The 18746-nt window shown below is 66.0% G+C and carries 16 protein-coding genes and 1 pseudogene; 5 read left to right on the top strand and 12 right to left on the bottom strand.

The window, feature by feature from the left end; genetic code table 11:
- Positions 1-65: 65 nt before the first annotated feature.
- Complete coding sequence (gene aceA / locus WC585_RS00440) at positions 66-1346, top strand: isocitrate lyase (protein ID WP_373255561.1); 1281 nt, start codon at positions 66-68, stop codon at positions 1344-1346.
- Between the two features lie 15 nt (positions 1347-1361).
- Complete coding sequence (locus tag WC585_RS00435; protein ID WP_373255560.1) at positions 1362-1571, top strand: hypothetical protein; 210 nt, start codon at positions 1362-1364, stop codon at positions 1569-1571.
- Between the two features lie 30 nt (positions 1572-1601).
- Here WC585_RS00435 and WC585_RS00430 read toward each other — a convergent pair whose 3' ends face one another.
- The 6 genes and pseudogenes from WC585_RS00430 to WC585_RS00405 all read right to left on the bottom strand — a co-directional run bounded on the left by WC585_RS00430 (position 1602) and on the right by WC585_RS00405 (position 9149).
- Positions 1602-3881 carry a response regulator gene (locus WC585_RS00430; RefSeq protein ID WP_373255559.1) on the bottom strand — a complete coding sequence of 760 codons (2280 nt, stop codon included), beginning with the start codon at positions 3879-3881 and terminating at the stop codon, positions 1602-1604.
- 53 nt (positions 3882-3934) lie between these two features.
- The gene (locus WC585_RS00425) at positions 3935-4561 is read right to left on the bottom strand and encodes a M23 family metallopeptidase (RefSeq protein WP_373255558.1); all 627 of its coding nucleotides are present in this window, start codon (positions 4559-4561) and stop codon (positions 3935-3937) included.
- A 217-nt stretch (positions 4562-4778) separates the two neighbouring features.
- The gene (locus tag WC585_RS00420) at positions 4779-6605 is read right to left on the bottom strand and encodes an autotransporter domain-containing protein (RefSeq protein ID WP_373255557.1); all 1827 of its coding nucleotides are present in this window, start codon (positions 6603-6605) and stop codon (positions 4779-4781) included.
- A gap of 89 nt (positions 6606-6694) precedes the next feature.
- Entirely contained in the window at positions 6695-7951 is a 1257-nt protein-coding gene (serA, locus tag WC585_RS00415) for a phosphoglycerate dehydrogenase (protein ID WP_373256767.1), read from the bottom strand.
- A gap of 108 nt (positions 7952-8059) precedes the next feature.
- Positions 8060-8587: pseudogene (locus WC585_RS00410) on the bottom strand (HAD-IB family phosphatase); the annotation flags it as partial.
- A 55-nt stretch (positions 8588-8642) separates the two neighbouring features.
- A complete protein-coding gene (locus tag WC585_RS00405; RefSeq protein ID WP_373255556.1) occupies positions 8643-9149 on the bottom strand; it encodes a hypothetical protein in 507 nt (168 codons plus the stop codon).
- A 221-nt stretch (positions 9150-9370) separates the two neighbouring features.
- Between WC585_RS00405 and WC585_RS00400 the strand changes: the two genes are divergently transcribed.
- Positions 9371-10297, top strand: coding sequence for an Hsp33 family molecular chaperone (locus tag WC585_RS00400; protein ID WP_373255555.1), 927 nt, complete (start codon positions 9371-9373; stop codon positions 10295-10297).
- Here WC585_RS00400 and WC585_RS00395 read toward each other — a convergent pair.
- A complete protein-coding gene (locus WC585_RS00395) occupies positions 10261-11082 on the bottom strand; it encodes a hypothetical protein (protein ID WP_373255554.1) in 822 nt (273 codons plus the stop codon). The two genes, WC585_RS00400 and WC585_RS00395, sit on opposite strands and share 37 nt — an antisense overlap.
- Before the next feature lie 134 nt (positions 11083-11216).
- Between WC585_RS00395 and WC585_RS00390 the strand changes: the two genes are divergently transcribed.
- Positions 11217-12188, top strand: coding sequence for a hypothetical protein (locus WC585_RS00390; protein ID WP_373255553.1), 972 nt, complete (start codon positions 11217-11219; stop codon positions 12186-12188).
- Here the strand turns inward: WC585_RS00390 and WC585_RS00385 are convergent.
- Both WC585_RS00385 and WC585_RS00380 read right to left on the bottom strand, forming a co-directional pair.
- Positions 12182-13927 (bottom strand): gamma-glutamyltransferase family protein, encoded by a 1746-nt coding sequence (locus WC585_RS00385; RefSeq protein ID WP_373255552.1) that lies wholly within the window; start codon positions 13925-13927, stop codon positions 12182-12184. The two genes, WC585_RS00390 and WC585_RS00385, sit on opposite strands and share 7 nt — an antisense overlap.
- A gap of 176 nt (positions 13928-14103) precedes the next feature.
- Positions 14104-14943, bottom strand: a complete 840-nt coding sequence (locus WC585_RS00380; RefSeq protein WP_373255551.1) for a hypothetical protein — start codon at positions 14941-14943, stop codon at positions 14104-14106.
- An 88-nt stretch (positions 14944-15031) separates the two neighbouring features.
- Between WC585_RS00380 and WC585_RS00375 the strand changes: the two genes are divergently transcribed.
- Positions 15032-16441 carry an SLC13 family permease gene (locus WC585_RS00375; protein WP_373255550.1) on the top strand — a complete coding sequence of 470 codons (1410 nt, stop codon included), beginning with the start codon at positions 15032-15034 and terminating at the stop codon, positions 16439-16441.
- 7 nt (positions 16442-16448) lie between these two features.
- Here WC585_RS00375 and phoB read toward each other — a convergent pair whose 3' ends face one another.
- From phoB to pstB, 3 genes are read right to left on the bottom strand one after another with little or no spacing between them, the layout of a single operon-like run.
- Positions 16449-17138, bottom strand: a complete 690-nt coding sequence (gene phoB / locus WC585_RS00370) for a phosphate regulon transcriptional regulator PhoB (RefSeq protein WP_292174818.1) — start codon at positions 17136-17138, stop codon at positions 16449-16451.
- Between the two features lie 28 nt (positions 17139-17166).
- The gene (phoU, locus tag WC585_RS00365) at positions 17167-17883 is read right to left on the bottom strand and encodes a phosphate signaling complex protein PhoU (protein ID WP_373255549.1); all 717 of its coding nucleotides are present in this window, start codon (positions 17881-17883) and stop codon (positions 17167-17169) included.
- A complete protein-coding gene (pstB, locus tag WC585_RS00360) occupies positions 17883-18746 on the bottom strand; it encodes a phosphate ABC transporter ATP-binding protein PstB (RefSeq protein ID WP_373255548.1) in 864 nt (287 codons plus the stop codon). The genes phoU and pstB overlap by 1 nt, the downstream gene beginning before the upstream one ends.

Raw genomic sequence — 18746 nt, 5'->3', positions numbered from 1 at the left:
CAGCGTGTTCTGTTGGCTCGACACCCGGCGCATCCGGCCGGACACCCTGAGCAGAGACCCAGACCATGACCACCTTCGCCGACCTGGTTCCTTCGCCCGCCGGCCGTTTCGACGGCATCGAGCGCCCCTACACGCCTGAGGATGTCCTGCGCCTGCGTGGCTCCGTGCCCGTCATCCACACCCTGGCCGAGCGCGGTGCCAATCGCCTGTGGGAGCTGCTGCACTCCGAGCCGTATATCAACGCCTTGGGCGCCGTGACCGGTAACCAGGCCATGCAGATGGTCCGGGCAGGCCTGAAGGCCATCTATCTGTCGGGCTGGCAGGTCGCCGCCGACGCCAACACCGCCGGGGCCATGTACCCGGACCAGTCGCTGTACCCGGCCAATGCCGCGCCCGAGCTGTGCCGCCGGATCAACCGCACCCTGCAACGCGCCGATCAGATCGAGCATGCCGAAGGCGGGGCCAAGCGCGACTGGTTTGCCCCCATCGTCGCCGATGCCGAGGCCGGTTTCGGCGGGCCGCTGAACAGCTTCGAGATCATGAAGGCCTTCATCGAGGCAGGGGCCGCCGGCGTCCACTTTGAGGATCAGCTGGCCTCCGAGAAGAAGTGCGGCCACCTGGGCGGCAAGGTCCTGATCCCGACCCAGGCGCATGAGCGCAATCTGGTCGCCGCCCGCCTGGCCGCCGACGTCATGGGCACGCCCACGATTACGGTCGCCCGCACCGACGCCGAAAGCGCCCAGCTGATCACCTCCGACATCGACGAGCGCGACCAGCCCTTCATCGACCGCGACAACCGCACGCCGGAGGGCTTCTTCCGCCTCAAGGAAGGCACCGGCCTGGATCACTGCATCGCGCGCGGCCTGTCCTATGCCAACATCGCCGACCTGTTGTGGTGGGAAACCAGCCACCCCGATCTGGACGACGCCAAGAAGTTCGCCGAGGCAGTCCAGAAAGAGCATCCCGGCAAGCTGATGGCCTACAACTGCTCGCCCTCCTTCAACTGGAAGGCCAAGCTGGACGACGCCACCATCGCCAAGTTCCAGCGCGAGCTGGGGGCCATGGGCTACAAGTTCCAGTTCGTGACCTTGGCCGGCTTCCACAGCCTGAACAACGGCATGTTCGAGCTGGCCGACGGCTACCGCGACCGAGGCATGGCGGCCTACTCAGAGCTCCAGCAGCGCGAGTTCGCCAATGAGGCCATCGGCTACACCGCCACGCGCCACCAGCGGGAGGTCGGCACCGGCTATTTCGATCAGGTCGCCACGGTGATCTCCAACGGCCAGTCCTCGACGACCGCCATGAAGGAATCCACCGAAACCGCCCAGTTCCAAGCCGCCGAATAGTCAGGAGACAGACCCATGGAACCGCTGCAACGCCCCCAGGCCATCATCGACTTCTGCCTGGCCCCACTGGACCTCGATCCCTCGAACGACGCCGCCACCGAGGTCCGCCGCCGCCTGGAGCATGTCATCAAGACCTTCCAGGCCAAGGCCCCCACGCCCGTCGCCGTCGACTTCTCGCGCATGCCCTCGCAGGTCATCAACGAGGCCGCCCACGGCTACGAATAAGACGGGTTTCGTCCCGCCGCCTGGCCCCGGTCAGGCGGCGAGGGCGGCCGTGCGGTGGGGCAGGGTGCTGACCAGTTGGATCAGCTCCGCCGCATCGAAGGGCTTGGCCAGATGCCGGTCTGCGCCCGCCGCGACACCGGCCTGGATGTGCTCGCTCAGGGCATTGGCGGTCAGCATGACGATCGGCGTGGGCTTGAGGCCCGCAACAGCCTCCCACTGCCGGATTTCGCGCGTCGCCAGCAGGCCATCCATGACCGGCATCTGCATGTCCATCAGGACGATGTCGAAGTCGGACTGGCGGAAGGCCTCGACGGCCTCGGCTCCGTTCTCGGTCTCTACCAGCTCGATACCGATCTGGGCCAGGATCATCTGGACCACCTTGCGATTTACGGGATGGTCGTCGGCCAGCAGCACGCGCAGATGACGGGATGTCGTCACTTCGGCCACGGGTGGCGCAACCGCAACCGGAGCTTCGGCCTTGGGCAGGGGCACGGTCAGGATGAAGGCGGAACCGCCACCCACTTCGCTCTCGCAGTCCAACTCGCCGCCCATCATGGCCGCCAGCTGATGCGAAATGGCCAGGCCCAGGCCCGAGCCGCCGAACTTGCGCGTGATGGCCCCGTCCGCCTGTTCAAACCGGCTGAACAGGCGGCTGCGCGTCTCCGCATCGAAGCCGATGCCGGTGTCCTCGACGGTGAAACGAACCATGGGCCGGCCCTCGCGGTCGGGCACCGGCAGGGCGGTCAGGGTGACCATGCCCCGGGCCGTGAACTTGACCGCATTCGACACAAGATTGGTCAGGATCTGCTTGATCCGCACCACATCGCCGACCACCCAGCCGTCCAGTTCAGGCGCGACCTCCACGATCAGGCGCAGGCCTTTTTCGCCGGCCATAGCTTCATACAGCTGCGCCGCCTCGCGCACGGCGCGTCCCAGGTCGAATGGCTCGGGCGTCAGCTCCAGACGCCCGGATTCGACCCGCGCCAGGTCCAGAATGTCGCTGAGCAGAACCTGCAGTGTCTGCCCCGATGACTGGATCAGCTGCAGCATTTCCTTTTGCTGAGCCGACAGGTCGGTCTGGGCCAGGGCCTGGGCCACGCCGATGACGCCGTTCAGGGGCGTGCGGATTTCATGGCTCATATTGGCCAGGAACTGACTCTTGGCGGTATTGGCAGCCTGGGCGGCATCCCGCGCCTCAGCCAGCGCCTGGGCGTCTCGTTTCAGGTCGGTGATGTCGTTGACCAGGGTGACGATGCCGCCCTCGGCGGTGGCGCGATCCTGCACTCTCAGCCAGCGACCGTCCGAAAGCTTCTGCTCGACCGTCTCGGACAGGCTGGCGCGGACCTTCATCCGCTCCTCGATCCACGCTTCATCGTCGCCACCCGTGTCGGGGTGCACGCCGGCTTTCAGATCCAGCCGCAGAATCTCACGGAAGGACATGCCGGTAACGAGCCTGGGTCCCACCTGGGGGTTGAGCTCGGCATAGCGGGCGTTCCAGAGGATGAGCCGATCACGCGCATCGTAGAACCCCATACCGTCAGGCATGGCCTCGATCGCTTCCCTGATCTGGGCAATGGCACTGTGCCGGGACCAATAGACCAGGCCGCCCAGAAAGCCCGCAATACCGATCCCCAGCGCAACCGAGCCGCGGACCCAACCGCTGACGATATTTTCGCCGACCAGATGGCTGGCTGGCACCGCCAGAGGATCGGGCACCAGTGTCACGGCACCCATGGTGATGAAATGGGAAAGCAAGACGCCCGTCGATGCCAGCAGGGCGGCAATCATTAGCTGCCTGACGCTCTTGTTATTGTTTTGCCAGGCCCCCGCACCTGTCACCAGAGCACTGACGACTGCGGCGATGGTGACGACCGACCAGTCGAGCCGGATCGCATAGCCCTGAACGAAGGTCGCCTTCAGGCTGAGGACGGCCATGACGACGAACAATACGGCCCCCGAACCACCGGCGACGGCGCGCCAGGGGGGCGTCTTGCCGCGGGTGGAGATCACATAGGTCGTGCACACTGATGTCAGGGCCGCCAGATAGGAGGCTATCACCAGTCCGACGTGGAAATGCAGCATGCCGCCGAAGTCGTAGCCGTTCATGGCCACGAAATGGGTCGTCCAGATCGTCAGGCACCCTACGACCAAGGAACCGAGACCCTTGGTTAGACGCCCGCGATGGGCCCCCTCCCGGGCGTCTGCCAGTAGCTTGAAGGCAATGGACACGCCGACAAAACAGATCAGCGCCGCCAACGCGGCCCATCGCCAGTCGTGATGCGAGACCAGATTGTCGAAAAACGTCAGCACTCGTCCCCCTGTCCGACAAGCGTGACAGGAGAAGGTGAAAAAAAGGTGCGGACCTAGGCTGTAGCGGGCCGCGCAACGACTACGGGCAGCGAGCGGCCCAGAACTCTTACGGGATTGATCTGACGATCATCGCGACGCACCTCGAAATGCAGATGCGGGCCGGTCGAACGGCCGGTCGAACCCACCAGGCCGATGCGCTCACCATCACTCACGGCGGTGCCAGAGGCGACGTCGACCCTGCTGAGATGGCCGTACAGGGTCGTCATGCCATTGGGATGCCGAACCTCGATAAACCGACCATAGCCATTGGCATCATACCCCGTCCGCATCACGACGCCTTCGCTGGCGACATAGACGCTGGTGCCCATCGGTGCAGCGATATCGACACCGTCGTGGTGGCGCGCCGCCGCTTCGTCGGCCAGACGACGCAGGCCAAAGGGCGAGTTGATCGCATAGCCGCGCACGGGCTCGGAAAAGGCGATCAGCCGGGTCACGGGGCCGGGCGCCTGCACAACGGCCGTTGTCTCAGTGACTTCCGGGGCTAGTACGGCTTCGACCTCAGTCTGCATGGCAGGGGGCAGGGGGGCTGCGGCAGCAGCGAAGACAGCCACACTGGCCAGGATGGCCAGTTGGCTGGAGTGGATCAGGAAAGACCGGGCGGTCAGCATCAGGCGTCGCATGGGCGGCGTCGGCTCCGTCTGGCTCTAAGAGCGGTTGGGGTGCCGACGGGCCGCAAACCTCAGGCGACGCTCTCGGTCGGCGACCGGGAAGGCCGCCTTTCTAAGACTCCGTGGGGCGACTTTGGGGCGTCCGTAGCGGCAGGTCGTCGCAGGCATGGAACACAAAAGGGGCGCACGACCCGAAGATCGCGCGCCCCTTGTTCAAGTTCGAAAGGTGCTACTGGAGCGGCAGTTTCAACGTTATCGCCCCGACATGGCTGTCGGCACTGTCACCGAAGCGGCCACGATAGCCCGCCGACATCCGAAACGGTCCGACGTCCGCTTCCACGCCGGCAGACGCCATCAGAGAGCCCCCGAACGGATCGTCGAACGAACGCGACAGGATCTGGGCCGGATTGCCGGCGATGCCGACCCGAACGTCGTCGCTGCTGTCACCGAAGGTGTCGCGATAGCCGCCCTCGACATAGAAGTTGACGTCGTCCCCTCCGCCTTCGGCCCTCAAGGAGACTTCGCCGCTGGCGGCGGCCACCGTGCGGTCCTGATAGGCGTATTCAGCCGCGAAGCCCGTTTCGTTGTAGGCATTCACGTCCGTCGATACGTAAGACAGGGCCGCGCGCGGCGAGATGGCGATGCCGCCCATGTCGAACCACAGACCTGCCTGAACCTTGGCCCCCAGGCTGCCGCCGTCGGTCTCGCCCATGTGCACGATCGGGGCCAGGGACGTTAGGCGCGAGATGTCGTCATACTGGTCGATCGAGCCGCCTGCAGTCGCGTTCAGGAACATGTCCCCCATACGCCAGCCGGCATAGGCGTCGATGGCATAGGAGCGTACGTCGAACTGCATGGCCCCGGCCTCGACCTCGGTCTCGCGCAGGGTGGCGGTGAAACCGTACCGGGCGGTGGGCGATGCGACATAGTCCAGACCGGCCCGACCGCCCCAGCCTGTGGCGTCGGCAGAGGCGATGCTGCCGCGCGCATCTGTCTCGACGCTGTCGGCGATGACGGCAAAGGTCATATGGGTCCCTGGCACCCAGGGTGCATAGCCGGACACCATCTCTCCCGTCAGGTCTAGCAGGTCCTGGCGCTGGCGGAAGCCGGTCTCGGCCTGGACCGTCGATTGGGCACCGATGTCGCCGTAATACAGGTAGTCGTTGGCCAGTTGCGCCAGCAGACGGTGGCCTGCGGCGGTCGGGTGAACCCCGTCCCAGTAAAGGTAGCCATCGGGATTGGCGCAGACGCTGACCCCCGTGAAGCAGCTATCCGTCACATTGGTCAGGCCGAACCGGCCCGGGTTGGCCCTCAACGGATCGCTGATCTTGTACAGGTCCATCAAGATGATGTTGCTGCCCGGCCGAGCCGCAGCCGTCGTGAACAGGTTGGAGAGCAAGGCGCTGTTGAACGTCGTGCCCGAAAAATCCGCCAGGGCCGATCCGGCCGGACCGACCAGAGGATTTGTAGCTGCGAACTGTGGCGTAATGCCCAGACGCGGCAGATTGCTGACCAATATGGTCCCTGCGCCAGCCTGCGCGATGCTGTTGACGATCACATTGATGTCGCTGGCGGCCGACACCGCGACCGCTTGCATGGTGCTTTGCGCCGTCAGCGGATTTGCCGCGGCACCAGGGAATGCCTGGAAGATGTTGTTCGCCCCGCCCAGGACGCTGACTAAGTCGTTGGCTCCAAAGGTGCCGCCCGCGCCGGTATAGGCGGCCAGCTGGGCCCGCATGCCTGGAGGGGACGCGGCAAAGTCTGTCCGCGCACCGCCGAAGGCATAGTTGACGCTGCCGGTCACCGGGGCACCCGCCGTGAAGCGCCCGGCGTTGAAACCCAGCAATTCTGTAAAGACGGGACCATTCGAGAAGCGACCCTGGAAATAGGGTGCGGGCGGCTGGCCCGTCAGGGCGAACAGATTGCCGTTGTCGCTCAGGCTGTCGCCGAACACGACCAGGCGATTGTAGGTCTGGGCCTGGGCAGCGCCGGCGGCGGCCCCGAAAGCGGCGACGGCCAGTGCGGCCGCGCAGGCGTTGCGCAGAAAACGAGACATGTTGATCCTCCCTCGGCCGTCATCATGCGACCGTTGAGGGGGACTGTGCGCCCCTTCGCGCAGGACGCAAGATGCCGCTGCGTCAGCTTTCAGTGCAACATTCGAAAGCGCAGCGTTCCGGCAACACTCTTCAGGGCACGGAGCGCTTCGGGATCATAGTCGCGGTCCACGTCGGTGATGACATAGCCGGTGCGCTCGTCCGTCTTCAGATGTTGTCCCAGGATGTTCAGCCCGGCAGCGGCCAGCTCGCGATTCAGTTCGGCCAGGACGCCCGGTTGATTGGTGTGGATGTGCAGGATGCGGTGCGCGCCGGACACCTCGGCCAGTTGGACGTTGGGCAGATTGACGCAGAACGTCGTGTCGCCCCGGTTCAGATACCCCAGCAGTCGTTCGGCCGCGAACTCGGCGATGGCCTCCTGCGCCTCCTCGGTCGAGCCGCCGATGTGGGGCGTCAGGATGACGTTCTTCAGCCCCATCAACGGACTGTCGAACGGGTCGGCATTGGTGCGCGGCTCCTCGGGGAAGACGTCCAGCGCCGCCCCGCCGATCCGGCCCGCGCCGATCGCCTGGGCCAGGGCTCCGATATCAACGACATGGCCGCGCGACAGGTTCAGGAACAGCGTTCCCGGCTTCATGGCCTGGAACTGCGCCGCGCCGATCAGGGCGGTGTTGTCGGTCCGGCCATCCACATGCAGCGACACGACATCGGCCTCGCTCAGCAGGGCCTCCAGCGAGCGCATGCGCCGCGCATTGCCCAGCGCCAGTCGCTCGGACAAATCGTGGAAGATCACCCGCATGCCCAGCGCCTCGGCCAGGACCGACAGCTGCGAACCGATGGCCCCATAGCCGACGATGCCCAGCGTCTTGCCACGTAGTTCGCGCGAGCCGTCGGCGGATTTGTTCCACTGACCCTGGTGCATCGCAGCAGACTTGTCGGCCACGTCGCGCATCAGGGTGATGGTCAGGCCGATGGCGAGCTCGACCACGCTGCGGGTGTTGGAATAGGGGGCATTGAACACCGCCACGCCGCGCACCGAGGCCGCCTCCAGATCGATCTGGTTCGTCCCTATGCAGAAGGCGGCGACGGCCATCAGCCGGTCGGCCTGTTCCAGGACCCGTGCGCTGACCGTGGTCTTGGAGCGAATGCCCAGGACGTGCACGCCCTTGAGGGCCGCGATCAGTTCGTCCTCGTCCAGCGCGCCCTTGCGGGTCTCTACCGAATAGCCTGCCTCTTCCAGTCGATCGACGGCGGCGGGGTGGATGTTTTCCAGCAGCAGCATGCGAATACGACTGCGGGGATAGGACCAGCGCCCGGCCAGACCCTCGGCATGCAGCAGTTCGTCCATCGACGGGGCCTCGGCATCCGCGACCTCGACCACCCGATCGCGCCGCACGACCTCGGTATAGGCATAGAAGCGGTCGGCGGCCCCAGCCAGCTTGACCTCGGCATCGTTCCAGCCATCGCCGGCCATGACGATGGGGCGAGGGAAGGCTTGCGACGCAATGACCCTGGGCTTGCCGTCGGCGTGCGCCAGGGGGTTGGCCTCGTCCACCCCGGTAATCCGGCCCGAAGCGTCATAGGTCAGGTCGTTGCACAGGACCCGTTCCGGCGGGATTCCCAGCCGCTCGGCGATCGGGGCGATGATCTCCCGAAAGCCGCCGGACAGGATGACGATGCGATGCGCATTCTCCCGAAAGAAGCGCAGGTTGCGCCGCACCGACGGCGTGCCTTCGTCGAGAATACGGTCGGCCAGCGTCTGAACGTGATCTCGGGTCAGAGGCAACAGGGCCAGCCGCTGCTTGAGCGCGTCGCCGAACCCGATCTGCCCGTTCATGGCCTGGTCGGTCAGGCGCGCGACCTCGGCGCGGATCGTGTCGGCTCCGGGATGATCGGCCAGGGCAATGTCGGCCAGAGCTTCAAGCGTCTCGATCCGGACCAGCGTCGAATCGAAGTCAAAAATAAGGGTCGCGGGATCGGCCATCCCGCGACCTTGTCTCACCTTCGCAAGTGCAGCAACCGCTTAGGTCGCCGTAGTTCTAGAAGCGGCCCAGCTTGCGGATCTTGCTGTCGGGCTGCTGGGTGTCATAGGCGGCGGCGGCGATAGCAGCCGCGACGGTTATCAGGGCGAGAATGGCCCCGCCTTCCTTGGCATGATCGCGGGCATAGTGGCCAGCGTCGCTGGCGTAACGTCGCGCCGTCTTGCCGTGCTTCTTCAAGGCCTTGCGCGAGGTGCGGCGGGTGTCGTCGAACCAGCGGCTGGAGCGGTGACGTGCTTCGTCGGTGAAGTCGTGGGCCCGTTCGCCGGCGTCGGACAGGGTGCTGTGGACGGTGTCGGCCAGGCCGCCGAAGCGACCGCGCAGGCCGTCAGTGTCGATCCAGCCGCGCGGATCGAACCGCTCGCGCAGACGCTCGTAGCGCGTCGGGCCCGAGCGCTGGTTCAGCAGGATGGCGGCGATGCCGATCCCAGCCAGCACGGCGACCACGCCGCCGGTGATGCCCGGGTGTTTGCGGATTTCGTCGAGGGGGGAAAACTGCTGGTCCATGAAATGTCTGCCTTTTCGTGGGCGACGCCTGGGACGTCGAAACTCGCGAAACGCCCGTTCCGCGTTGCAGCAAGAGCGAACCACGCGGAAAGAGGTTCCCCGATATGGTCAAGGTTTTCGGCATGAAAACCGTTGCGATGCGGCAGGCCTTACGTTTGCCGCCGGGTCTTCCTATCTTGGCGTCCTTCCGACATTTGCCTTTCTCGACCAAAGGAGCCGTCGTGACCGATCACGCGCCCCACACCGCCGTTTCGCCCGTCCGCGACGACCTGGCCGCCGCCTTCCAGATCGAGGGCTGGCCCGTGCGGGGTCGCCTGGTGCGTCTCGGCGAGACCATCGACACCATTCTGGCCGCCCATGACTATCCCGAGCCTGTCGCCGCCCTGCTGGGCGAGGCCTGTGCCCTGGCCGCGCTGGTGGGTTCCAGCCTGAAGTTCGAGGGCCGTCTGATCGTTCAGGCCCAGGGCGACGGGCCTGTGCGCTATGTCGTGGCCGATTACGACACCGACGGCCGCATGCGTGGATATTGTCGGTTCGATGCCGATGAGGTCGCTGCGGCGTCTCAGGGCTTCTTGCGGCCAGGCGCGCGGGCATTGCTGGGGCAGGGCGTTTTTGTCATGACCCTGGACCGCGGCCCCGACTTCGAGCGCACCCAAGGGATCACGCCCATCGAGGGTGAAAGCCTGTCGCTGGCCGCCGAACACTATTTCCAGCAGTCCGAACAGATCCCGACCAAGGTGCGCCTGGCGGTTGGCGAAGTCTCGACCGAAGCGGGCCGCAGCTGGCGCGCGGGCGGCGCGCTGATCCAGCTGATCGCAGGCGACGAGGCGCGGGGATCGACTGAAGAGGCCTGGGACCGCAGCCGCGCCCTGTTCCAGACTCTGGCTGACGACGAACTGCTGGACCCCACCATTACGCCAGAGACTCTGCTGTTCCGTCTGTTCCATGAGGATGGTGTGCGGCTGGAGGACGCCCGCGCCCTGGTGGCCGAATGCCGCTGTTCAAAGGGCCGCATCGCCGGTGTCCTGACCTCCTTCACGCCCGAGGAGCGTGCCGACATGGTCGAGGCTGATGGCAAGATCCGCGTCACCTGCGAATACTGTGCGACCGTCTATGAGCTGGAGCCGGAAGAGGTGGTGGCGGGCTGAAGTGCGGCGGGCGGAGAGGCGGTCGTCGGTCCCAACGCCAGCACGCCATCGAACGCGCCTTCCTCATGCGGTGCCAGAATGATGCCGCGTGCCTCGGCGTCGTGGATTTCCCGGTCCGTATGCGGGCCGCAAATCTGGCGGCACCCCCAGCTGCCACCACCCTGCTGAGGCGTGTTCAGGGTCAGGGTGTCGGGGCCGTAAAGATGGCTGGCAGCAGGCAGGCCAACCTCAGGCCAGTCGGCGAATGGCAGTTTGCGTGCATGTAGATTGCCGACCAGAATGAAGATGCGCGCCTGTGGACGGTCGACCAGTGGACGGCTCATGCCATAGGCCATCTCCAGCTCCCACCAGCCTTGGTCGCGCCCGGTGATCACTGACATCCGGGCCGCGAAGGGTCGCAAGGCGATGTCATGGCCAGCCTGTTTCAGTCGCCAGAAGCCGATGATCATATCGAACATGGCCTGGCTGTGCCGACCGTCATCGCGGCGTGGATCACCGAAATCTCCAGCTTTGAGAAAGCGCGTAGCCGTCGCCTCGTCAGGTGCCGCCATGACGAAATCCAGCAATGGCTTGTCCGTCTCGGGCAGCTCCAGACCCACCGACACCGGACCCTGACGCGCTGCCTCACAGACAATCGACAAGAACGCGGTGGGAGTCTCGACCGTGCCGTGTGTTTCGCCGACGACGATGATGCGCTCCGGTCGCTCCAGCAGTGCGGGTGTGCCTTGCGGCGCATCGCAGGGTGACTGGCTCGACAGCAAGGCCGCAGCGAATAGCGCAATCATGAGAACCCCCGTCCACGCAGCCAGCGCTGCCCGACAACTATGGGTGGGCGAGATTGTGGCGGACGCATGACCATGAGTTCATTTGAACCGACCGCAGCTGTCGGACATTAAGCCCGGCCATGATCCTCAGTTTCTTGTCCGCTTTGACCTTGTCCGCTGCGCCGCTGATGGAGCCTGCGCCGCCCTGTCGGTTTGCAGGCGGGGTGCGCAGCTGGACGGCTCAGGCGCTGGGGGCCTGGGATCGGCTGGATCGCGAGCGGCTGCGCATCGCCCAGCCAGTGACGCCGGTCATGACCCTGTTCGATGCACGCTGCGCCTATACCCTGACCCCTGATCGGCGTGGTGACTTCCGTGTGGGCCTGCGACGCTACTCGGCCCAGGCCAGCGCTCATGCGGGGCAGGTGGCCCTGCCGGACGGCTCATCTGTGCCGGCCACGCGCCTGGCCTTCGTATCTCCGACATCGGACGGGGGCATGTTCTTCATTATGGCCCTGCCTTCGCTGTGGCAGGCAAACGGCTCGGAGCCACGCGATTGGCGGCTGCTGTCTATGGTCGTCTTCATGCATGAGTTCGCCCATACCCAGCAAGGTCTGGGCCTGGGGCGTCGGGTCGATGATTTGCTGACGCGCGGTCTGCCCGAGGATGCCGACGACGACATCGTCCAGGATCGGTTCGGTGCCCGCGCTGGCTACCAGGCTGCCTATGAGGCCGAACGCGACCTGTTTTACGGTGCCGCCACGGCCCCGGGAGCCGAGGGGGCGCACACTGCCCTGTCGCAGGCTGCACAGCGGATGGGCCAGCGTCGTGAGCGGTGGTTCACCGGCGCGGATACCGTCTACGCCGAGGCTGACGATGTCTTTTTGACGTTGGAAGGCACCGGCAACTGGGCCGCCTGGACGTGGCTGACTGATCCCCGCGGCGGGCGGTTGTCGCCTGACGACGCAACCACCTTTGTCCGGGGTGGTCAGACGCAGTGGAGCCAGGATCATGGTCTGGGCATCATGCTGGCCCTGGACCGCGTCAGCCCAAACTGGCCTGCCATCGCCTTCGCGCCGCGCGGCGTTACGGCGGACGAACTGATCGCGCGGGCCTTAGTGCGTCAGTAGGCGATGGCGATACCATCCTTGCGCATCTCGGTCGCCGCACCATAGGTCCAGGGGCCGCGTTCGTTGATCTGTCGTACCACGTTCTGATAGCCGCCGAAGCCGCCGTCAGGCGGACCCAGCACCCAGCCCATCTGCTCCAGCGCCCGTTTGGTGGCCTCGGGAACGCCGGTCTCGAGGTGCAGGACGCCGACGCCCTGCGCCGGCTGCCCGGTCGGCTCGGACGAGCCGTAGTGCTGCCAGCGCGGGCTGTCGCCGGCCTCCTGCGGGTCCAGGCCGTAGTCGACCATGTTGATGATGATCTGAGCCTGGCCCTGCGGCTGCATGCCGCCGCCCATGACGCCCATGGCCATCCAGGGCTCGCCATCCTTGCAGGCAAAGCCGGGGATGATGGTGTGGAAGGGCCGCTTGCCCGGCGCATAGAGATTGGGGTGGCCGTCGGTCAGGGCGAACAGCTCGCCCCGGTCCTGGAACATGAAGCCCAGGGTCTGGCCGTCCACACCGTCGGGCACCAGGCCGGAGCCCATGCCGCGATAGTTGGACTGGATCCAACTGACCATCATCCCGTCCTTGTCCGCCACGCTGAAATAGGTGGTGTCACCTTGCGTGGGCGCATCGCCGGGGAAGACGCGGTCCATGACCCGGTCGGGCCGGATCAGGCGGGCGCGCTGGATGGCGTATTCCTTGGAGTTTAGCCACTCGACCGGCGTGCGGCTGAACCGTTCGTCGGCGAACCATTTGGCCCGATCCTCGAAGGCCAGTCGCTTCGCCTCCGCCTGGTGGTGGATCGATGCGGCGGACTGAAAGCCCATGCCCTTCAGATCGAACTGCTCGCAGATGTTCAGGATCTGGTTGGTCGACAGCCCCTGTGTGTTGGGCCCCAGGCCATACACCTCGACACCGCGATAGGTGGTGCGGATCGGCTCGACCCATTCGGTGCGGTGCGCGGCCAGGTCGGCGCGGGTCATCCAGCCTCCGATACGTCGGAAATAGGCCTGCATCTGATCGGCCAGCGGTCCGTCATAAAAGGCGTCGCGCCCGCCCTCGGCGATCAGACGATAGGTGCGGCCCAGGTCCGGATTGGCGAAGACCTCGCCGACCCGGGGTGTGCGGCCGCCCGGTGCGTAGACGCGCTTCCTGTTCTCGTTCTCTTCGATCAGGGCAGCGCGGCGGTCGAAGCCGGCCATGCCGCGCTCCAGGTACCAGGCGATCAGCTGGGGCATGGGCACGCCCTGTTCGCACAGCTCGGCGACGGGCAGCAGAACATCCTTCCACGGCAGCTTGCCGTACTGCTGATGCGCGCTCCACCAGGCGTCGACGGTACCGGGCACATTGACTGTCACCGCCCCGACCGCGGGCAGATAGCCGTCGACAGCCTTTGAGCGCGCCGTCGCCAGCGACAGCCCTTGCGGGCTGTTGCCCGAGCCGTTGAAGCCGACGACCTTCCGCTGAGCCGGGTCCCACATCATGCAGAAGGCATCGCCGCCAATGCCGTTGGCCACCGGCTCCAGAAAACCCAGCGCCGCATTGATGGCGATGGCCGCGTCAATGGCCGAGCCGCCGCGCTTAAGCGTCTCGATCCCGATCAGGGTCGCGGTCGGATGCGCCGTCGCCGCTGCGCCATTGGCCCCCCAGACGGTCGAGCGCCCGACGAACTTCACCCCGCTGTTGCGGTCGCCGGGGCCGATGCCGGCATACGGATCGACAGGACGGGGTCGGGGCGGTGGGGTTGCTGCAGGCACCTGAGCCTTTGTCTGCGACCACGCCTGAGCGTGCCCTGCGCTTGCACCAGCAATCAAGGCTCCTGCGGGCAGGGTCGAAAGAAAGGTCCGACGGCGCATAAGGCAGGCTCCCTGAAGTCAGGGTTCGAACCGTATAGCGTTCGCACGACTTGTGAAGCGCCCTCGGTCCTGCCGGATCAGCCGGTCCGCCAGTCGCTCAGCACACTGCCGTCCGTATCCTCGAAGGCGACACGATCCAGCTGCACTGCTGCGATACACACAGGGCGCTGGTCCACGCTGCTGGCGCGGCAGCGTATGGCCCGGCCATCCGGGAAGGCGGTGAACCGGCCCTCCAGCACCAGCCGGTAGCCTCCCGTGTGCGGGGGCGGGGGTTGGTCCCCCTCACCACGAATGGTGAAGCTGTAGGCCCGACCGTTGCGACGATCCAGACGCGATCCCTCGGGCTCGAATACGGCGGCCAGGCCTACGGTCTGCGGCGAACTGACAGCTGCGGGGCCGGCCGGGGTCTGGTCCGCGCGAACCTGCGGACAGCTGTCGGCACGCAGCCAGGGCCGGGCGAGCCATATCCCTTCGGCCGCCTCCCAGATCGGATCTTCGCCTGCGACGAGCGCGGTATCCGTCCAGTCGCCGGGCGTCAGTGTCAGGCGCTGTGTCTGGCCGTCCTCGCTGGCCGACCAGCCGGCCAGGCCATCGCTGACGACAGCCGTGGACGGTAGGGGACCACCGCAACCGAAGGCCTGACGGATCATGAAGCGACGCCCCACCAGGGTGTCCTGGCCTGACAGCGAAGCCCCGCTGGCATAGGCCGCAACGGCCGTATCGACGGCGGCCAGAAATCCCGCACGATCAAAGACGATGGGCGTGGCCGCAACCGTGATCGGCGCGGGGGCTGGCGCAGGCGTCGGCACTTCGACTGGCGCTTCAGTCTTCCGGTCGCAGGACGCCAGTCCCATAACCAGGCTGGCGGCGGCGAGGGCGAACAGGGGAGAGCGAAGACGTAGGGGCGGTCTGGGCATGCAACCACCCTAGCACGTCAAACGCTTTCGTGTGGACCCGCGTCCGCCTTATGGTTGACGCCGTGGGTCTGCGGGGGCAGCAGAGCGTATGAATTTCGATCAGATTGCCGCTCTGGTGGTCCTCGTCGCCGTCATCGGCGCGTTGATTCATGGGAAGCTCCGCGCCGACGTTGTCGCCCTGACGGGTGCGGCGGCGCTGCTGATCATGGGCGTCGTGCGGCCGGTCGAGGTGCAGGGGGCTTTTGCCAGCCCGGCGGTCATCGCCCTGGCCGGTCTGTTCGTGATCGCCTACGCCATCGAGGTTACGGGCCTGCTGGGTCTGCTCATTCGTCAGGCTTCGGCCCTGGCAAAGAGGGTCGGCGCGCGCGGGATCTGGATGGTCATCGGCATGTGCGGTGCCGTCGGAGGCTTTCTGAACAATACGCCCGTCGTCGTCCTGGCCGCGCCGGTCATCCGCGACGTGGCCGAATCGCTGAAGCTGTCCCCGAAGCGGTTCCTGATGCCCCTCAGTCACGTCAGTGTGCTGGGCGGGCTGCTGACGCTGATCGGTACCTCCACCAACCTGCTGGTCAACGACATGGCGCGCAACGCAGGCCAGCATGTCTTTACCCTGTTCGAGATCACACCCGTCGGCCTTAGCATCGCCCTGGTCGGCGGACTGTGGCTGTATTTCGTGGGCGCGAGGCAACTGGGTCGCTCAGTGGCCGAAGACGAGGCGGAACGCGCCCGCCAGGCCGAGATGGAAGAGGCGCGTCGTCTGGAAGCGGAGGCGGCCGCCAGCAAGCGCCGGCGAATCCTGCCGTTCGGCCTGCCCCGGCTGGGCGAATCCCGCAATCAGTCCGATGGCTCCGGCGATGCCCATCTGGGGGACGTCACCCTGTTCGGTGCGGCGGATCGACCGTTCGTTCTGAAACAGGCCATGATCGCCCTCGGCGTCTTCGTGATCGTCATCCTGTCGGCGGCCATGGGCTGGGCCCCGATCGCGGCCTCCGCCTTTGCCGGGGCGGTCGCCCTGATCCTGCTTCGGGTCATCACGACCGAGGAAGCCTATGCTGGATTGCGTCCTGAAATCCTGCTGCTGATCGCGGGCATGGTCGTTGTCGGCACGGCTATCGAAGTGACGGGCCTGGCCTCGGCGGGGGCCGAACGGCTGATCGATGTGATCCGGCCACTGGGGCCGCTGGGTGCGCTGATCGTACTCTATGGCGTAACCCTGTTTGCGACCGAACTGCTGTCCAATGCCACGGTGGCGGTGCTGATCACGCCGGTCGCGGTGGCCCTGGCCGAGAGCCTGGGCGTCGATCCCCGGCCGTTTCTCGTCTGCGTCATGATGGCCGCGTCGGCGGCCTTTGCCACGCCGTTCGGCTATCAGACCAATGTGCTGGTCTTCAACATGGGTGGCTACAGCTACATGGACTTCGTGCGGATCGGCATCCCGCTAAACCTGATCACCTGGGCCGCCGCCATGGTGGCGATCCCGATATTCTTCCCGTTCTGATCGCGGCTCAGCCGCCCAGATCCAGCGAATAGCCCGCCGAACGCACGGTCCGGATCGGGTTCACCGTGCCTTCGACGTTCAGCGCCTTGCGCAGGCGCCCGACGTGGACGTCGACGGTGCGGGCCTCGACATAGACGTCACTGCCCCAGACGGAATCCAGCAGCTGTTCGCGGCTGAACACCCGGCCCGGATGCTGCATGAAGTGGTCCAGCAGGCGGAACTCGGTCGGGCCGAGGTGGATTTCATTTCCCGCGCGGCGGACGCGGTGGGCCACGCGGTCGATGACGATGTCGCCGTGATTGATCCGGTCATCGGCCAGTCCGGGACGGATGCGGCGCAGCACGGCACGGATGCGGGCCGTCAGCTCGGTCATGGAGAAGGGCTTGGTCAGATAGTCGTCGGCCCCGGTATCCAGGCCCCGGATACGGTCGCTCTCCTCGCCCCGTGCGGTCAGCATGATGATCGGCAGGTTGCGGGTCTCGGCCTTGCCCCGGATGCGGCGGCAGACCTCGATGCCCGACAGCTTGGGCAGCATCCAGTCCAGCAGGACCAGATCGGGCAGCCGTTCGTCGATCTGCAGCATGCCTTCCTCGCCGTCGGAGGCGACCACGACGTGGTAGCCCTCTTTCTCCAGATTGTACGACAGCAGGGTCGCGAGCGCGTCCTCGTCTTCCATCACCAGAATATAAGGCTGCACGGCGTATTCTCCGGTCTAGCGGGGTCGTCTAGTTGGGGCCGACGTCGGCACCCGGCTGGTCCTCGGGATTCCAGCGGGGACGTTCCCCGGTGAATTCCTGGCCCGTGATCTCGTAGTAGATGGTCTCGGCGATATTGGTGGCGTGGTCGCCGATGCGTTCAAGGTTCTTGGCCATGAACAACAGGTGGGTACAGGCGCTGATCGTGCGCGGGTCGCCCATCATGTATGTCAGCAGCTCGCGGAACAGGCTGTTGTAGTGCTCGTCGACCTCGTCGTCGGTGTTCCAGACGGCGATGGCGCGGTCGATCTCGCCGGCGGCGTAGGCATCCAGCACGTCACGCAGGCGCATCGACACCAGCTTGCCCATTCGCTCAATGGAGCGGGTCAGGGGCTGCATCGGCTCGCCCTCGGCCAGGATCAGGGCGCGTTTGGAGATGTTCTTGGCCAGGTCGCCGGTCCGTTCCAGATCGACGGCCAGCTTCATCGCCGCCAGGGCCCGGCGCAGGTCCGAGGCCACCGGCTGGCGCAGCGCGATCAGGCGGATGGCCTTCTTCTCGATCTCGCGGTGCATGGCGTCCAGCTTGGCGTCACGCTCGACGACCGCGCGGGCCAGGGCCACGTCGCGGCGGGCGACGCTGTCGACGGCGTCGGCCACCTGTGCTTCGGCCAGGCCGCCCATCCGCGCGACCTCTGCCGTCAGCTGGTTCAGCTCGTCTCCATACGCCTTTACAGTGTGCTGGTTCATCAGCCGAAGCGTCCCGTGATGTAGTCCAGCGTGCGCCGTTCGCGCGGATTGGTGAAGATCTCTTCGGTATCGCCGGTCTCGACCAGACGGCCCATGTGGAAGAAGGCGGTGCGTTGTGACACGCGCGCGGCCTGGGCCATGGAGTGGGTGACGATCACGATGCAGTAGCGCTCGCGCAGTTCGTCAATCAGCTCCTCGATCTTGGCCGTGGCAATGGGATCCAGGGCCGAGCAGGGCTCGTCCATCAGAATGACTTCTGGCTCGACTGCGATGGCGCGGGCGATAACCAGACGCTGCTGCTGACCGCCTGACAGGCCGGTGCCGGGCGAGTGCAGGCGATCCGCGACCTCTTCCCACAGGCCGGCACGCTTCAGCGAGGCCTCGACGACGACGTCCAGCTCGCCCTTGGTGGAGGCCAGGCCATGGATGCGCGGACCATAGGCGACGTTTTCGTAGATGGTCTTGGGAAAGGGATTGGGCTTCTGGAACACCATGCCGACGCGGGCGCGCAGCAGGACTGGATCGACCGCGCGGGCGTTGATGTCCTCGTTGTCCATCTCGATCCGACCGGTGACCTTCGCCCCCGGAATGGTGTCGTTCATGCGGTTCATGGTCCGCAGGAAGGTCGACTTGCCACAGCCCGACGGGCCGATCAGGGCCGTGACCGTCTTGTCGGGAATGTCCAGCGAGACATCGAACAGGGCCTGTTTCTCGCCATAGAAGACCGAGACGTCACGGGCGGCGATCTTGGTCGGGCCCACGGGTGCGCTGCCGTGCACGACGGGCGGGGCACTCATGACGGGCGTGCTGCTGGCGGGGGCACTTTCCGTGCCGTCAGGTGCGCGAAAGATGTTGAACTTCAT

The organism is Brevundimonas sp., from assembly GCF_041648055.1.
Classification (GTDB): Bacteria; Pseudomonadota; Alphaproteobacteria; order Caulobacterales; family Caulobacteraceae; genus Brevundimonas.
The sequence above is the reverse complement of the archived record's forward strand: the minus strand, read 5'-3'. Positions and strand labels throughout refer to the sequence as shown.

Coding starts and splice junctions, on each gene's coding strand:
- pstB (WP_373255548.1), bottom strand. CDS start 18,746: ATGAAGTTCAACATCTTTCGCGCACCTGACGGCACGGAAAGTGCCCCC.
- WC585_RS00405 (WP_373255556.1), bottom strand. CDS start 9,149: ATGGACCAGCAGTTTTCCCCCCTCGACGAAATCCGCAAACACCCGGGC.
- WC585_RS00420 (WP_373255557.1), bottom strand. CDS start 6,605: ATGTCTCGTTTTCTGCGCAACGCCTGCGCGGCCGCACTGGCCGTCGCC.
- WC585_RS00435 (WP_373255560.1), top strand. CDS start 1,362: ATGGAACCGCTGCAACGCCCCCAGGCCATCATCGACTTCTGCCTGGCC.
- WC585_RS00425 (WP_373255558.1), bottom strand. CDS start 4,561: ATGCGACGCCTGATGCTGACCGCCCGGTCTTTCCTGATCCACTCCAGC.
- WC585_RS00375 (WP_373255550.1), top strand. CDS start 15,032: ATGAATTTCGATCAGATTGCCGCTCTGGTGGTCCTCGTCGCCGTCATC.
- WC585_RS00380 (WP_373255551.1), bottom strand. CDS start 14,943: ATGCCCAGACCGCCCCTACGTCTTCGCTCTCCCCTGTTCGCCCTCGCC.
- phoU (WP_373255549.1), bottom strand. CDS start 17,883: ATGAACCAGCACACTGTAAAGGCGTATGGAGACGAGCTGAACCAGCTG.
- serA (WP_373256767.1), bottom strand. CDS start 7,951: ATGGACGAACTGCTGCATGCCGAGGGTCTGGCCGGGCGCTGGTCCTAT.
- WC585_RS00395 (WP_373255554.1), bottom strand. CDS start 11,082: ATGATTGCGCTATTCGCTGCGGCCTTGCTGTCGAGCCAGTCACCCTGC.
- aceA (WP_373255561.1), top strand. CDS start 66: ATGACCACCTTCGCCGACCTGGTTCCTTCGCCCGCCGGCCGTTTCGAC.